Below are 16937 nucleotides of genomic sequence, written 5' to 3'. Positions count from 1 at the left end.
GTTAAATTTAGTTAAAATTATTTAATCTTAGAATATATATTTGTCATAATTGTTACAAAGCTTACTACTGTTATTGAACTAAGAGGCATAATAATTGCCGCTACTAAAGGCGATAAATTTCCTGTAATAGCAAAACTTAATCCTACAATATTGTACAATAATGACAAGCCAAAACTCATGTAAATAGTCTTCATAGCATTTTTAGAAAACTTCATGTAATAATCTATTTTCGAGAACTGGCTTGCATCCATAATTCCGTCGCAGGCTGGAGAAAATACATTTACATTTTCTGAAATAGCTATTCCTACATTACTTTGTGCTAAAGCCCCAGCATCATTTAAACCATCGCCAACCATCATCACATTCTTGCCTTCGGCTTGTAACTTTTCGATATATTCTAATTTTTGTTCAGGTTTTTGATTAAAAACAAGTCGTGTACTTGCTGGAAGCATCTTTTCTAAAATTTTCCTTTCACCATCATTATCACCAGATAAAACCGTTAATTCATATTTTTTAGATAATGATTCGAAAAGTTCTTCTAAACCTTTTCTATATTGGTTATTAAAAACAAAACTTCCTTTATAAACACCTTTTATTTCAACATGAACTTTGGTTTTTTTATGTGTGTTTTCACTAAAGTGTGCCAAATAATCTGAAGAACCGAGTTTTACTTTCCCTTCTGTAAAAGAAGCGTTAATTCCTTTTCCTATAATTTCTTCAAAATCTAATGGATGAATCACTTCAAAATCTGGTAAATAATCATAAAGTCTTCTACTTAAAGGATGATTTGAACCTCGTAATGTATTTTTCAAAAGTTTTAATTCAAAATCATTTAAAGGTTCACCTTCATAAGTAATTGAAGTCTTTTTATTTGTTGTTATAGTTCCTGTTTTATCAAATACAATGGCATCGACTTTTGCTAATTGTTCAATTACAATAGCATTTTTTAAATACATTTTCTTTCTTCCCATTATTCGTAAAACGTTTCCTAAAGTAAATGGAGCAGTTAAGGCTAAAGCACACGGACAAGCAACAATTAATACCGCTGTAAATACATTAAAAGCTTGGTAAGTATCTATGAATAACCAAAAAATTAATACTACTACTGAAAGTAATAATAATATAGGAGTAAAATAATGACTTACTTTATCAGTAATTGTTTTGTGCTTTTGTTCTATTTTCTTTTGAAAAACATCATTACTCCACAATTGCGTTAAATAACTTTGAGAAACTGAAAACAAAACTTCCATTTCTATAATTGTGCCCAATTGTTTTCCACCAGCAAATACTTTATCTCCCGAAACTTTTTCAATAGGAACTTCTTCTCCAGTAACAAAACTGTAATCAATTGAAGTTTTAGGAGAAATTAAAATACCATCTACTGGAATTAACTCTTGATTTCTGATTAAAAGTCGGTCTCCCTTTTCAATGTCATATACTTGAACTTGCTCTTCTTTTCCATTATTAATTTTAGTAACAGCTATGGGAAAATAAGATTTATAATCGCGTTCAAAAGATAAAAAGCTGTATGTTTTTTGTTGGAACAACTTACCTAATAACATAAAGAAAACTAGTCCTGTTAAACTATCGAAAAAACCTTGACCATAATCCATTATAATATCTATAGTACTTCTTACAAACATTACAATGATCCCTAAGGCAATAGGAATGTCTATATTTAAAATACCAGAACGAATACTTTTGTATGCTGATTTATAGTAATCACTAGCTGAATAAATAAAAGAAGGTAATGCTAATACAAAAATTAACCATCTAAAAAATCCTCTATATTGGTTAATCCAAAACTCTTCAACTTCAAAATACTCAGGAAATGATAATAACATGATATTTCCAAAACAAAAGAAAGCAACTCCAAGTTTATAAATTAAACTACGATCAATTTCTTTTTTTCCCGTATCAAAATTTTCGAGACTTATGTAAGGTTCATAACCAATAGAACTTAAAAGGTTTACTATTCGTTTAAGCGTTACATATTCTTTATTAAATGTAATTCTAACCTTTTTCTCTGGAAAGTTAACTTGGGAAATTATTATTCCTTCTTGAAGTTTTTGTAAGTTCTCTAAAATCCAAATACACGAACTACAGTGTATATGCGGAATATACAATGAAACAATTGTAGTTTTATCTTCGTCAAACTCTAGAAGTTTAGAAACAATTTCTGTATTGTCTAAAAAATCATATTTTCCTTGTATGTCTTGTGGTGTAGCTCCAGGAGCCGATTGAAAATCGTAATAACACGTTAAATCATTTTGACTAAAAATCTCATACACATTCTTACAACCAGTACAACAAAAGTCTTTTTCGTCGAAATTAACGATACTTTTTTCGTCTATTTCAACACCACAATGGAAACAATTTTTTGTATCCATAATATTTGCTCATTTTTACCTAATGCAAAGTTCTTACAATATACAAATTAAAAATATGATTTTTGTCATACTTTGTGTATATTTGAAGTCCAAAAATAAACTTGTAGCATGGGCAAATGTGAACAATGTATTGTAAGAGAATTTAGTTCCTTAAAGGCTCTTAATAAAGAAGAATTACTAAAACTAGCCGATTGTAAATCAACCTATACAATTAAAAAAGGTGAACCCATTTTTGAAGAAGGTGAAACTATTAATGGTATTTATTGTATTAAAGATGGTGTTTGTAAATTAACAAAACTTAGTGCAAATGGTAAAGATCAAATTGTAAAACTTGTTAAATCGGGAGAACTTTTAGGTCAACGTTCAATGATTAGTGACGAAGCAGCAAATTTAAGTGCTGTAGCTTTAGAAGATATGCAAGTTTGTTTTGTTCCCAAAAAAGAAGTATTAGATTTCTTTAATGGAAACAATCAGTTTTCTATGAATGTTATGAAAACTATTTGTGGCGATTTAAAAGAAGCTGATGACCATATGGTTTCTATGGCTCAAAAAAGTGTTAAAGAAAGACTTGCTGAAACTATCTTATTTTTAGATGATAATTTTGGTAGAAATGAGGATGGAACATTAAGAATTCAACTTTCGAGAGAAGAATTAGCTGGAATGATTGGAACAGCAACAGAAAGTTGTATTCGTTTACTTTCAGAATTTAATAAAAGTAATTACATTGAACTAGTTGGTAAAAAAATTAAGATTGTAGATAAAAATAAACTGAAAAGATTATCAGAATAAAAAAGGAGCTGTAAAAGCTCCTTTTTTATTCTGTTGGTCCTTCCCATTCAGAAATTCCTCCTATTAAATTATATGTATTTTCAAAACCTAATTGATTCATAATACTACACGCTTGAGCACTTCTTCCACCAGCTAAGCAATACACATAATAATTTTTGGTTTTATCTAATTCATCTACTAGATAAACAAATCCTTGTCCTTTATATATATCAATATTTAAAGAACCTGGAATCTTTTTAGCAGCATTTTCTTCTTCCGTCCTTACATCTAAAATTACTCCGTTTGGATCTGCTAAAAACTGACTCCACCAATCTTTTTGTGATAAATTCATAATTTTATTTTTTTCAAAAATACTATCAATTATTAAAAAATCAATACTTTCTTTTAATTTATAAGTATTTCATTAAAACTTAGAGAAGGCTATTCATTAATTTTTAATGACAAAAAGGACAAGCAAAAACAAAACTAATTTTTTTAATAAAAAATTAACACACTTGTATATACAAGTATTAAAAATAGTATGTACATTTGTACATACAAATTTTGACATTACAAATGAAGATTGAAGAAATAATAAAAACAATATCCACAGTAAGCATTGAAAAGAAAATTTTACTAAACATACTGTATACTCAAAATGTTATTTCAGAAAAGTTTAATGAAATTTTAAAACCTTACGATCTTTCTACAGAACAATTTAATGTTCTTAGAATTTTACGTGGACAAAAAGGACATCCTGCAAATATGTGTGTCATTCAGGAACGAATGATTGCTAAAACAAGTAATACTACTCGATTAGTTGATAAATTATTAGCTAAAGATTTAGTAACTAGAGAAGTTTGTCCGGATAATAGAAGAAAAATGGAAGTTTCAATTACTCAAAAAGGATTAGACTTATTAGCTTCTTTAGATCCTTTAGTTGTGGAACACGAAAAAAGTTTTACTCAAAATTTAACAGAAGCCGAGCTTCAAGAATTAAATAAATTATTAGAAAAATTTAGAAAAATTAAATAAATTGCTATGAATTCCTTTATTACAAATCAAAATTGGCGTTACGCTACTAAAAAATTCGATGCTACTAAAAAAGTATCAAACGAAGATTTACAAACATTAAAAGAAGCTATTCAATTGAGTACTTCATCTTATGGTTTACAACCATACAAAGTATTAATAATCGAAAATCCTGAAGTAAGAAAACAATTACAACCTGTTTCTTGGGGCCAATCTCAAATTGTAGATGCTTCTCATTTAATAGTTTTTGCAAATTATACAAACATTAATGAAACTCACATCGACAATTACATTAACAACATTGCTCAATCAAGAAAGTTAAATGTTGAAGATTTAGCAGGTTATAGTGATTTCATGAAGTCTAAAATTCTTGCTTTACCACAAGAACAACTAGCTGTTTGGACATCTAAACAAACATACTTAGCATTAGGAAACTTAATAAATGCCGCAGCTGAATTAAAAATTGATGTTACTCCAATGGAAGGGTTTGAACCAGCAAAATACAATGAAATTTTAGGATTAAATGAATTAGGATTAAACGCTTCTTTGGTTGCTCCTATTGGATACAGACATGATGAAGATGTAAACCAACATTTAGCCAAAGTAAGAAAACCCTTAGACGAATTATTTGAAACAATATAATCAAAACTCAACTTTTAATTTAATTTAACAATGAAAAACACTATTAAATCAATCTTTTTAGCAGCCGTTACTCTAATAACGTTTTCTGCTAATGCACAAACTTCTAAGAAAGTAGATGTTTCTAAAAGTAACATTCACTGGGTAGGTAAAAAAGTTACCGGACAACATGAAGGAACAATTTCTTTACAAGACGGTGAATTAATTTTTAAAGGTAAAAAATTAGCTGGTGGTAATTTTACTGTTGACATGACTTCAATAAATACTACTGATTTAGATGGAGAATGGAAAGGAAAACTTGACGGACACTTAAAATCTGATGATTTTTTTGGTGTTGAAAAATTTAAAACTGCTACTTTAAAATTCAAAAAAATTGCTGCTAAAGGTAATGGAGTTTACACTGTATTTGCTGATTTAACTATCAAAGGAAAAACAAATCCAGTAAACTTTGACTTAACTGTTAATGAAAATACAGCTACTACTAAGTTAGTAATTGACAGAACTAAATATGATATTAAATATGGTTCTGGTTCTTTCTTCGAAAATTTAGGAGACAAAACTATTTACGACGATTTTGAATTAAACGTTACCTTATCATTCTAATTCACAAGGGAAAATTTGCTATGAAAAAGAAAAAAGTCCAGATATTAATTTGGACTTTTTTTATGAAAATTTGTTTTTTTTAAAAACATTTCTATAAATTTGCACTATACAAAAAACAAAAATGAACAATATTTTAAACAATACTTGGTGGTGGATTAACTTACGTCGAATGTCGTGAGCAAATCCTGCTATAGTATAATTTAAAAACAAAATACTTAGAAAAGGCTTGTCAATCACGACAAGCCTTTTTTTTATTTTCTAAAATCAATAAAATGACAAAATATAATTTCAAAACATACAGTAAAAAAATAATCGCCGATACGATTACACCAGTTAGTTTATATCTAAAAATTAGAGATGAATTTCCAAACAGTATTCTTCTTGAAAGCTCAGATTATCATGCAAACGACAATAGTTTTTCTTATATCTGTTTTAATCCAATTGCTTCATTTAAAGTTGAAAACCAAAAGATTCACGTACAATTTCCAAACGAAAATGAACTAATCAATCCGATTACAGAAAGAAATCAAGTAATAATTGAATTACAAAATTTTAGAAATGCCTTTCAAACGGAAGCAAATGAATTCAAATTTATTTCAAATGGTTTATTTGGTTACACTTCTTATGATGCTATTCAGTATTTCGAAAAATTAAATGTTGAAAGAAAATCAAGCGACAATACTATTCCTGAACTTTATTATGCGGTTTATCAAAACATAATTGCTATTAACCATTTTAAAAACGAAGCTTATTTATTTTGTCATAGCTTAAATGAAGAAAACAATATTTCTAAAATCGAACAAATCATCGCTAATCGCAATTTAGCTACTTACAACTTTATAAAAATTGATGAAACAACTTCAAATATTTCCGACAATCAATTTAAAGAAAATGTTACCAAAGCTAAACAACATTGCAAACGTGGTGATGTATTCCAATTGGTTTTATCAAAACGTTTCGAACAAGAATTTAAAGGCGATGAATTTAATGTTTACAGAGCTTTACGCAATATAAATCCTTCTCCTTATTTGTTTTATTTCGATTATGGAAACTTTAAAATATTTGGTTCTTCACCAGAAGCACAATTAGTAATCCAAAATAATCATGCAGAAATTCACCCAATTGCCGGAACTTTTAAACGAACTGGAAATGATGAACAAGATGCAGAATTAGCGAAAAAACTAACAGAAGATACCAAAGAAAATAGTGAACATGTAATGCTCGTTGATTTGGCTCGTAATGATTTAAGTACTTATTGCAACGAAGTTGAAGTAGAAAAATATAAAGAAGTACAATACTTTTCTCATGTCATTCATTTGGTTTCAAAAGTAGTGGGTAAACTAAAAAAATCGGATGCTGATTTAAATTTGGTTGCCAAAACTTTTCCTGCTGGAACTTTATCGGGTGCGCCAAAAGTAAAAGCCATGCAATTAATTGAAAATATTGAAACCACAAACAGAAGTTTCTACGGTGGTGCCATTGGGATGATGGATTTCAATGGAAATTATAACCATGCTATTATGATTCGATCATTTTTAAGTAAAAATCACACGCTATATTTTCAAGCTGGAGCAGGAATTGTAGAAAGTTCGAGCGAAGAAAACGAATTACAAGAAGTATATAACAAAATAAACGCTTTGCAAAAAGCAATAGAATTAGCTGAAACAATTTAATCTTATATTTGCAAAACTCATGAAAGTAGCCGTTATAGATAATTACGACAGTTTTACATACAACCTAGTTCACTACTTGGAAGACTTAGGTGCTGAAGTAACAGTTTTTAGAAACGATGAATTCGATTTAGAAGATTTAGCATCTTTTGAAAAGATTTTACTTTCTCCAGGTCCAGGCATTCCTGATGAAGCCGGACTTTTAAAAGAAGTTATCAAAACCTACGACAAAACAAAAGACATTTTTGGTGTTTGTCTAGGTTTACAAGCCATTGGTGAAATTTATGGTGGAAAACTAACCAACTTAGATACTGTTTTTCATGGTGTTGCAACCAAAATTTCAGTAACCAATGATGATTTTATTTTTGATAACTTACCTCAAAAATTTGAAGTAGGTCGTTACCATTCTTGGGTTGTGTCTAATGAAAATCTTCCCGATTCTTTAATTGTTACTTCAATTGATGAAAACGGAGAAATTATGTCTTTTAAACACAAACAGTTGAATGTTAGCGGTGTACAATTTCATCCTGAAAGTGTATTAACTCCAAACGGAAAACAAATTTTAGAAAATTGGCTTAAAGCCTAATCCTAAACACATATTCAATCCAATTTTGAGAAATCTGAATACAGGTTTCTTTAGTACTCTTTATTCCAATTTCTAAATACACTTTAACATGAAAACTATTTTAAATCAACTAATTACACATCAAACGCTTTCAAAACAAGAAGCAAAAGAAGTGTTAGTCAACATATCAAGAGGCATTTATAATGAAAGTCAAATCGCTGCTTTTATTACAGTTTATCTAATGCGAAATATAACTTTAGAAGAACTCACAGGTTTTAGAGAAGCACTATTAGAATTATGTATTCCTGTTGACTTTAGTGACTACAATACTATCGATTTATGCGGAACTGGTGGTGATGGAAAAGACACCTTTAATATTTCAACATTAGCATCTTTTATTGTTGCTGGTGCCGGAATCAAAGTTGCAAAACATGGTAATTATGGTGTTTCCTCTATTTCTGGTTCTAGTAATGTTATGGAACTAATGGGCGTAAAGTTTTCAAATGATGTTGAATTCCTAAAAAAATGCATAGAAGAAACCAATATTGCCATTCTTCATGCTCCACTATTCCACCCTGCTTTAAAAAATGTGGGACCTATTCGAAAAAACTTGGGAATTAAAACCTTCTTTAACATGCTAGGACCAATGGTAAATCCTTCGTTTCCAAAGAATCAAATGGTGGGTGTCTTTAGTTTAGAATTGGCACGAATGTATGCTTATTTGTACCAAAATACAGATGTTAATTTCAGTATTTTACATGGTTTAAGTGGTTTTGACGAAGTTTCATTGACCGATAGTGTAAAAATTATAACAAATACATCTGAACAAATACTTTCACCTGAAGATTTTGGATTTCATAAAATCAAATTAGAGTCTATAAAAGGCGGAACTTCAACTAAAGAAGCTGCTAAAATCTTTCACAATATCATTTCAGGAACAGGGACATTAGAACAAAAACAAGTGGTTTGTGCAAACGCAGCTATAGCCATTCAAACCGTTGAAAAATCAACATTTGATGAAGCATTTGCTAAAGCTGAAGAAAGTTTATTAAGCGGAAAAGCATTTGAAAAACTAAATAAATTAATCACATTAAGTCAACAATAAACAAAAAACGACAAACCATAAACAACAAATAATGAACATCCTAGATAAAATAATAGCTGACAAACAACGTGAAATCGAATTAAAGAAAAAAGTAGTTTCTATAAACCAATTAGAAGCAACCGATTTATTCAATTCGCGCACAAAATCGTTAAGTAAAATTTTAGCCAATAGTAATATTGGAATTATTGCCGAACATAAAAGACGTTCGCCTTCAAAAAGTGTTATCAATTTTAATCATACAGTGGAAGATGTAACATTGGGTTATCAAAATGCTGGAGTTTGTGGTATTTCTGTTTTAACTGATGGAAAATATTTTGGTGGAAGTTTAGACGATTTAATTCTTACAAAAGCTACTGTAAATATTCCAGTTTTGAGAAAAGAGTTTATTATTGACGAATATCAAATTTTAGAAGCAAAAGCTTACGGAGCCGATGTTATTTTACTTATTGCTGCGGTTTTAACTCAAAATGAAATTCAACATTTATCACAATTTGCTCAAAGTCTAGGTTTAGAAGTTTTATTGGAAGTTCACAATCGAGAAGAATTGGAAAAAGCAATTATGCCAAGTTTAAACATGATTGGTGTTAACAACCGAAATTTAAAAACCTTCGAAGTCAGTTTGGATTACAGCAAAGAGCTTTCAGTTCACATTCCTGATGAATTTGTCAAAGTTTCCGAAAGCGGAATTAGTTCAGTAGAAGCTGTAAAAGAATTACAACAATTTGGTTACCAAGGTTTTTTAATGGGTGAACATTTTATGAAAACTGATAATCCTGGAAATGAAGCAAAATTATTCATTCAAAAACTGATGTCATTATGAAGCCAAAATTAAAAATATGTGGTATGAAAAATCTTGAAAATATTCAGGAAATTTCAACTTTAGAACCTGATTTTTTAGGTTTCATTTTTTGGGAACCTTCAAAACGATATTGCAATTTGGATTCATTACCAATTCTTCCAAAATCAATAAAAAAAGTTGGTGTATTTGTAAATGCTTATTTCTATGATATTTTAGAAAAGTTAAAACAATATGAACTAAATATTGTGCAACTTCACGGAAAGGAATCACCAACGCTTTGCAAAGATTTAAAAGAAGAAAATATCACAGTTATTAAAGCTTTCAGTATAGATGATGATTTTGATTTTTCAATTTTAAAACACTATGAAAACCGTATTGATTATTTTCTTTTTGATTCGAAAGGAAAACTTCCTGGTGGAAACGGAGCTACTTTTGATTGGAAAGTTTTAGAAAAATACAATGGTAATACCCCATTTTTTCTTAGTGGCGGAATTGGTCTCAACCAAATAGATCAATTAAAAGATTTTTTCAATACAAAAGTTTCAAAAAAATGTTATGCTATTGATGTGAATAGCCAATTTGAAACCGAACCTGGAATTAAATCCAAAAACGAATTAAAAGAATTTCAACAACAACTAAATACCTTTTAAAATGAAATATAACGTTAATGAAGATGGATTTTACGGAAAATTTGGAGGTGCATTTATTCCAGAAATGTTGTATCCAAATGTAGAAGAATTAAAACAGAAATATCTTCAAATTATGAATGAACCTTCTTTCCAAGAAGAATATCATGATTTGCTAAAACAATATGTAGGACGACCTACTCCACTTTATTTTGCTAAAAGATTATCGGAACAATACAACACAAAAATTTATTTAAAAAGAGAAGATTTGTGTCACACCGGAGCACATAAAATAAATAATACCATTGGACAAATTTTGATGGCAAAACGTTTAGGTAAAAAACGAATTATTGCCGAAACTGGAGCAGGACAACATGGTGTAGCTACGGCAACCGTTTGCGCTCTAATGGGATTAGAATGTATTGTGTATATGGGTGAAATTGATATTAAACGTCAAGCCCCGAATGTAGCTCGTATGAAAATGCTAGGAGCAAAAGTTCGTCCAGCAACTTCAGGTTCCAAAACATTGAAAGATGCCACAAACGAAGCGATTCGAGATTGGATTAATAATCCAACCGACACTTTTTACATTATTGGTTCTGTAGTTGGTCCACATCCTTATCCCGATATGGTTGCCAAATTCCAACGTATTATTTCTCAAGAAATTAAATCGCAATTAAAAACTTTGGAAGGAACTGAAAACCCAAATTATGTTATCGCTTGTGTGGGTGGTGGTAGTAATGCCGCAGGTGCTTTTTATGAATATTTAGAGGAAGAAAATGTACAATTAATTGCGGCAGAAGCTGCGGGTCATGGAGTTTATTCTGGTGAAAGTGCTGCAACTTCTGTTTTAGGGAAAATTGGAATCATTCACGGAAGTAAAACCCTTTTAATGCAATCTGAAGACGGACAAATAACCGAACCCTACTCAATCTCTGCTGGATTAGATTATCCCGGTGTTGGACCTTTACATGCACATTTATTTGACAGTAAAAGAGCCATTTTTGAGGCAATTACTGATAAGGAAGCTATGCAAGCAGGTTTAAATTTATGTAAAAAAGAGGGTATTATTCCAGCAATTGAATCATCGCATGCATTAGCTGTTTTAGACAAAAGAAACTTTCAACCTGATGATATTGTAGTTATCAATTTATCGGGTCGTGGTGATAAAGATTTAAACACTTACATTGACTATTTTGATTTAAGTGATAAGTAATTAGTAAAAAGTGATTAGCTAAAAATAAATAACATGAACAGAATCAACCAAAAATTACAAGAAGATAAAAAACTGCTTTCAATATATTTTACAGCTGGTTTTCCAAACCTAAACGATACCACTACTATCATCGAAGAATTAGAAAAAAGTGGAGTCGATATGATTGAAATTGGTTTGCCATTTAGCGATCCTTTAGCAGATGGACCAACCATTCAAGAAAGTTCCACTATTGCAATTGAAAATGGAATGACTACAAAAGTGTTATTTGAACAATTAAAAGACATTCGCAAAAGCGTACAAATTCCGTTACTGATTATGGGCTATTTTAATCCGATGATGCGATTTGGAGTAGAAAATTTCTGTAAAAAATGTGCTGAAATTGGAATCGATGGTTTAATTATTCCCGATTTACCTTTGGAAATTTATAAAAGTGACTACCAATCTATTTTTGAAAAATACAATTTGAAAAATATCTTCTTAATTACGCCGCAAACTTCTGAAACTCGTATTCGAGAAATTGACGAATTGTCTGATAGTTTCATTTACATGGTGAGTTCGGCTGCAGTAACAGGAAGTCAGTCTGGTTTTGGAAACGAACAAACGGAATATTTCAAAAGAATTCACGATCTAAAATTGAAAAATCCTCAAATTGTTGGCTTTGGAATAAATAATAATGATACATTCAAACAAGCAACAGAATATCAAAAAGGAGCTATTATAGGAAGTGCTTTTGTAAAGCATCTAAATAAAAATCCTATTGCAACAATACATAAATTTATTTTGGACCTCAATTGAGGTCTTTTTTGTTAAAACTGTGTTAATTTTATTTTTAAACAAACGTTTAATTTAAACAAATGTTTAATTTTGTACCGTAAATTTCATGTTATGATATTAAGCGAAAAACAAATACACATTATAGACAAATCAGAGAAGCTATTTGCTGAAAAAGGATTTGATGGTACTTCTATTAGAGATATTGCAAAAGAAGCTGATATTAATATTGCAATGATTTCCTATTATTTTGGCTCAAAAGAAAAACTATTAGAGGCTATAGTTTACTACAGAATATCTGCTTTAAAGTTACTCTTAAACACCCTAGCCACCGAAGGCATAGGTCCGTTAGAAAAAATAAATCGTTTGATTGAGTTCTATATTTCAAAAATTTATCAGAATAAAACAATATATCAAATAATTCACTACGAAATAAACAATAATAAGCGTGAATTTGATTTAGAATTATTCAAACAAATAAAAATTGACAACATCAAAACATTAACTCAGATTATCAAAGAAGGGCAAAATTTAGGAATTTTTAAAGAGGATATTCAAGTAGAATTAATTCCACCAGTTATCATTGGTACACTTACACAAATGAATATAAATCAGCCTTTTTATAGTGAGATTTTAAATCTTAAGACTGATGAAGAATACGAAAACTATATTAAAACCACTTTTACCGAATTCATAAAAAAAACAATTAATTCATTGATTTTAAAATAATTGCTATGAAAAATAAAACAATAATCCTTTTTGGATTGCTCATGAGTTCGTTGTTTGCATTTTCACAAGAACCGAAAAAATTAAGTTTGAAAGATGTAGTCGAATTGGCTACAACAAAGAGTAATCAAGCTAATTTGGCAACTGTAAAAACACAAACAGCCGAAGCAGAAGTAATTCAAGCAAAAAACAAACAATATCCAAATCTTTCTTTATCTGGTCAGTATCAAAGAATTACACAGCCTAATATTTCGTCTCCAGTTTTATTTCAAGGAAGCGTTTCGGGTGAGTCTTTTGGAAACATAAATCAAATATTATTAGGAAATGCCAATGCTTCAATTCCACTTTTTAATGGCTTAAAGATCAATCAGAATATAAAAGCACACGAAAATCTTTTACAAGCTGAGATTGCTCAAGAAAACCAAACAAAAGAAAATCTAGCTAATTATGCCATCGCCTTGTATTTTAATATTTACAAAACGCAACAAACCTTAACTATCTTAAATGATAATTTAAAAAGTGCGCAACAACGAGTTACCGATTTTAAAAACATGGAAGACAATGGTTTACTTGCACATAATGACTTACTAAAAGCACAATTACAAGCATCAAACATTGAACTTTCTATCGAAAAAAGCAAAAAAGACATTAATGTTTTAAACTATAAATTGGCTTCAATTTTAAATTTAGACGAAAACACTTCGTTCGATATTGTAAAAGAAGATATTGAACTATTAAATGTAGTACAAACTTCAAATTCATCTATTGAAAGATCTGATTTAAGCGCTTTGAATCATCAATTTGAGGCAAGTAAAAACCAAATAAAAATTGCGCAAGGAAACTATTTCCCTACAGTAAATTTAATTGGTGGTTATGTTGCAGCAGACATTCACAACTTCCTAACTGTAACAAATGCTATGAATTTTGGTGTTGGAGTTTCTTATGATTTAAGTGGTATTTTCAAAAACAATGCTGAAGTCAAAATCGCAAAAAGCAAATCTGAAGAAGTAAAATTTTCAACTTCAATTCTTGAGAAGCAAATTAATGAAGAGGTTAAAAATGCAGAGGAAAATTACTTACTCGCTCAAAAACAATTTAATGTGTACCAAAAAGCAGCCGAACAATCTGATGAAAATTACAGAATTGTTAAAGATAAATATGATAATGGGCTATCAAGTACAAACGATTTATTAGAAGCTAATGCAGAACAAATTCAGGCTTCAATAAATAAAACAATATCACAAGCCGATATTCTTCAAAAATACTACGAATTACAATATGCAAAAGGAACCTTAATAAAAACGATCAACTAAAATGGAAAAGAAAAAAGAAACAAATAAAAAGTTTACAATTATCCTAATTGTTTTAGTAGCATTAGGAGTTGTTTATGGAGGATATAAATATTTTCATTCTCAAGCACATGAAACTACAGATGATGCACAAATAGAACAAAATATGGCTCCAATAATCCCAAGAGTTTCGGGATATATCAAAAAAATCTATGTTACAGATAATCAAAATGTAAAAAAAGGCGACACTTTATTTACAATCGACAATATCGACTATTTAGTAAAAGTGGAAGAAGCGCAAGCGGCATTAGTAGCAGCCCAAGGAAGTTTTGAAGTTTCAAAAGCCGATGTAGGAAGCGCAAATGCAAATGTTTCTGTTTACGATGCAAATGCTAAAACTGCTTATAGTTCAATTGAAAATGCTAAAGTGAAATTATGGAGAGCACAAAACGATTTTGAAAGATTTGAGAAATTATATGCAAATAAATCAATTACAAAGCAACAATATGAACAAGCTTTAGCTGCGAAACAAGTTGCAGAAAATGAATTAAAAGCTTTACAACAACAAAAAGCGGCTGCTGATTATCAAAAAATGTTTCGGTAACTAAAACTTCTGTGGCTAATAAACAAACAACTGTTGCCGAAGCAAACATTAAAAGAGCGCAAGCACAATTAGATGCTGCAAAATTGAATTTAGGTTATACAGTTGTTACAGCGGCTGTTGACGGACAAGTTTCGACAATTGATTTACAACCAGGCCAAATGGTTCAAGCAGGACAATCTTTATTTTATATTATTAATTCAAGCGACGTTTGGGTTGTGGCAAATTTCAAAGAAACACAATTAAACAAAATGCGTTTAGGTCAAGAAGTAGAAATTAAAGTGGATGCTTATCCCGATTATACTTTTGTAGGCGAAATTACATCATTCTCTCCTGCTACAGGTTCTCGTTTTTCGCTTTTACCTCCAGATAATGCAACTGGTAACTTCGTAAAAACAATACAAAGATTACCTGTTAAAATCAGTTTAAAGAACACTAACGATAAAGAAAAAGTAAGTTTACTTCGTGCCGGAATGAACGTAGATGTAGACGTACACTTAAAATAATTTATGAGCGCATCAGGAACATTACAAAATGACGATTTAGTACTATATGGTATAGATAGGGTAATTATTACTATTACTGCTGTGTTGTGTGCTTTATTGGAAATTGTAGATACTACCATTGTTAACGTAGCTTTAAACGACATGCGTGGAAGTTTAGGAGCTACTTTAACCGATGTAGCTTGGGTAATTACGGCTTATGCAATTGCTAACGTAATTGTAATTCCAATGACTAGTTGGTTATCGCAACAATTTGGTAGACGAAATTACTTTGCCGCTTCTATTATCATCTTTACCTTTTCTTCCTTTTTATGTGGAAATGCAACCGGAATTTGGGAACTTGTTCTCTTCCGATTCATTCAAGGTTTAGGTGGTGGAGCGCTTTTGGTAACTTCTCAAACGATTATTACTGAAAGTTATCCGGTAGAAAAAAGAGGTATGGCGCAAGCTATTTATGGTATGGGTGTAATTGTTGGACCAACATTAGGTCCGCCACTTGGAGGTTATTTAGTAGATAATTACTCTTGGCCTTATATCTTTTACATCAACGTACCGATTGGAATTATTGCTACTTTATTGACTTTAACTTATGTTAAAAGTCCTAAATATGGAGATAAATTAAAAAGCAATCAAGTGGACTGGTGGGGAATTATTACACTAGCCATGTTTATCGGTTCGCTACAATTTGTATTGGAACACGGACAACAAGACGACTGGTTTAATGATCATGTTATTGTTATAGTTAGTATCATGAGTTTTGTGGGCTTGTTTTTCTTCATCTGGAGGCAACTCGTCTACGAATATCCCATAGTGAATTTAAGGGTTTTGAAAGATAACAACCTGAGAGTCGGAACCATTTTGAGTTTTGTCCTTGGATTTGGGCTATACGGTTCAACTTTTATTATTCCGATATATACACAATCTGTTTTAGGTTGGACAGCCACAGATGCTGGTTTGTTATTAATACCAAGTTCGTTAATGACTGCCTTTATGATGCCTATTATTGGTAAATTAATTCAGAAAGGTGTACCTCAACCCTATTTAGTTGCAGGAGGATTCTTGATGTTCTTTGTCTTTACGTTTTGGATGCATAACATTATGACTCCTGATACGGGTGAAGAACACATGTTTTGGCCACTGATTGTTCGTGGATTTGGTCTAGGATTATTATTCGTACCCATTACAACGCTTTCACTTTCTACTTTATCAGGGAAGTCTATTGGTGAAGGTGCTGCTTTCACAGGAATGATGCGACAATTAGGCGGATCTTTTGGTATAGCAATTATTACTACATTCATTTCGAGATTATCACAAGAACATCGAGTGAATTTAATTAAAAATATTGATGGTGCTAATGCAATGGTACAACAACGCATTCAAGGTCTTCAACAAAACTTTATTGCCAAAGGTTTTAGTCCAAACGAAGCTTTAGATAAAGCCTATCAATTAATTGATTTATCAGTTACCAAACAAAGTACTGTTTTATCTTATATGGATGTTTTTATGTATTTAGGATTGCTGTTTTTAATTTGTATTCCTTTCATCTTACTGATTAAAAAAGGTAAAAATAAAGTCGATTTAAGCGAAGCTATGCATTAATAAAAAAGCCCTTTTTAAAAGGGCTTTTTTAATTT

Annotated in this window: 16 protein-coding genes and 1 pseudogene; 15 read left to right on the top strand and 2 right to left on the bottom strand. The window is 30.4% G+C overall.

From position 1 onward, the window contains the following. Nucleotides 1-17 precede the first annotated feature (17 nt). Entirely contained in the window at nucleotides 18-2390 is a 2373-nt protein-coding gene (locus tag GCU34_RS03030) for a heavy metal translocating P-type ATPase (RefSeq protein WP_072785165.1), read from the bottom strand. Between the two features lie 108 nt (nucleotides 2391-2498). Here GCU34_RS03030 and GCU34_RS03025 point away from each other — a divergent pair, with 108 nt between their 5' ends. Further along, nucleotides 2499-3179 carry a Crp/Fnr family transcriptional regulator gene (locus GCU34_RS03025; protein WP_072785167.1) on the top strand — a complete coding sequence of 227 codons (681 nt, stop codon included), beginning with the start codon at nucleotides 2499-2501 and terminating at the stop codon, nucleotides 3177-3179. Between the two features lie 25 nt (nucleotides 3180-3204). Here the strand turns inward: GCU34_RS03025 and GCU34_RS03020 are convergent, their stop codons facing one another. Then, a complete protein-coding gene (locus GCU34_RS03020; RefSeq protein ID WP_143146229.1) occupies nucleotides 3205-3510 on the bottom strand; it encodes a rhodanese-like domain-containing protein in 306 nt (101 codons plus the stop codon). A 224-nt stretch (nucleotides 3511-3734) separates the two neighbouring features. Here GCU34_RS03020 and GCU34_RS03015 point away from each other — a divergent pair, with 224 nt between their 5' ends. The 14 genes and pseudogenes from GCU34_RS03015 to GCU34_RS02950 all read left to right on the top strand — a co-directional run bounded on the left by GCU34_RS03015 (nucleotide 3735) and on the right by GCU34_RS02950 (nucleotide 16902). After that, nucleotides 3735-4193 (top strand): MarR family winged helix-turn-helix transcriptional regulator, encoded by a 459-nt coding sequence (locus GCU34_RS03015; RefSeq protein ID WP_072785171.1) that lies wholly within the window; start codon nucleotides 3735-3737, stop codon nucleotides 4191-4193. Between the two features lie 6 nt (nucleotides 4194-4199). Beyond that, nucleotides 4200-4832 carry an NAD(P)H-dependent oxidoreductase gene (locus GCU34_RS03010; RefSeq protein ID WP_072785172.1) on the top strand — a complete coding sequence of 211 codons (633 nt, stop codon included), beginning with the start codon at nucleotides 4200-4202 and terminating at the stop codon, nucleotides 4830-4832. A 30-nt stretch (nucleotides 4833-4862) separates the two neighbouring features. Continuing rightward, nucleotides 4863-5432, top strand: a complete 570-nt coding sequence (locus GCU34_RS03005; RefSeq protein ID WP_072785173.1) for a YceI family protein — start codon at nucleotides 4863-4865, stop codon at nucleotides 5430-5432. A gap of 272 nt (nucleotides 5433-5704) precedes the next feature. Next, nucleotides 5705-7105, top strand: a complete 1401-nt coding sequence (locus GCU34_RS03000; RefSeq protein WP_072785174.1) for an anthranilate synthase component I family protein — start codon at nucleotides 5705-5707, stop codon at nucleotides 7103-7105. A gap of 19 nt (nucleotides 7106-7124) precedes the next feature. Beyond that, nucleotides 7125-7688 carry an anthranilate synthase component II gene (locus GCU34_RS02995; protein ID WP_072785175.1) on the top strand — a complete coding sequence of 188 codons (564 nt, stop codon included), beginning with the start codon at nucleotides 7125-7127 and terminating at the stop codon, nucleotides 7686-7688. Nucleotides 7689-7776: 88 nt separating this feature from the next. Next, a complete protein-coding gene (gene trpD, locus GCU34_RS02990; RefSeq protein ID WP_072785177.1) occupies nucleotides 7777-8772 on the top strand; it encodes an anthranilate phosphoribosyltransferase in 996 nt (331 codons plus the stop codon). 31 nt (nucleotides 8773-8803) lie between these two features. Continuing rightward, nucleotides 8804-9592: an indole-3-glycerol phosphate synthase TrpC gene (trpC, locus tag GCU34_RS02985; RefSeq protein ID WP_072785179.1), complete on the top strand. Its 789-nt coding sequence runs from the start codon at nucleotides 8804-8806 to the stop codon at nucleotides 9590-9592. A 23-nt stretch (nucleotides 9593-9615) separates the two neighbouring features. Further along, nucleotides 9616-10221 (top strand): phosphoribosylanthranilate isomerase, encoded by a 606-nt coding sequence (locus GCU34_RS02980; protein WP_084657010.1) that lies wholly within the window; start codon nucleotides 9616-9618, stop codon nucleotides 10219-10221. A 1-nt stretch (nucleotide 10222) separates the two neighbouring features. Further along, a complete protein-coding gene (trpB, locus tag GCU34_RS02975) occupies nucleotides 10223-11413 on the top strand; it encodes a tryptophan synthase subunit beta (protein WP_072785183.1) in 1191 nt (396 codons plus the stop codon). A 33-nt stretch (nucleotides 11414-11446) separates the two neighbouring features. Then, complete coding sequence (gene trpA, locus GCU34_RS02970) at nucleotides 11447-12208, top strand: tryptophan synthase subunit alpha (RefSeq protein ID WP_072785185.1); 762 nt, start codon at nucleotides 11447-11449, stop codon at nucleotides 12206-12208. A 90-nt stretch (nucleotides 12209-12298) separates the two neighbouring features. Continuing rightward, on the top strand, nucleotides 12299-12913 hold the full coding sequence (locus GCU34_RS02965; protein ID WP_072785187.1) for a TetR/AcrR family transcriptional regulator: 615 nt from the start codon (nucleotides 12299-12301) through the stop codon (nucleotides 12911-12913). Between the two features lie 5 nt (nucleotides 12914-12918). Continuing rightward, nucleotides 12919-14223, top strand: coding sequence for a TolC family protein (locus GCU34_RS02960; RefSeq protein ID WP_072785189.1), 1305 nt, complete (start codon nucleotides 12919-12921; stop codon nucleotides 14221-14223). Between the two features lies 1 nt (nucleotide 14224). Further along, nucleotides 14225-15306: pseudogene (locus tag GCU34_RS02955) on the top strand (HlyD family secretion protein). A gap of 3 nt (nucleotides 15307-15309) precedes the next feature. Continuing rightward, a complete protein-coding gene (locus GCU34_RS02950) occupies nucleotides 15310-16902 on the top strand; it encodes an MDR family MFS transporter (protein WP_072785192.1) in 1593 nt (530 codons plus the stop codon). Nucleotides 16903-16937: the final 35 nt, after the last annotated feature.

The sequence above is a fragment of the Flavobacterium haoranii genome, assembly GCF_009363055.1.
Taxonomy (GTDB): Bacteria; Bacteroidota; Bacteroidia; order Flavobacteriales; family Flavobacteriaceae; genus Flavobacterium; species Flavobacterium haoranii.
This window is presented reverse-complemented; position numbering and strand designations above follow the sequence as displayed.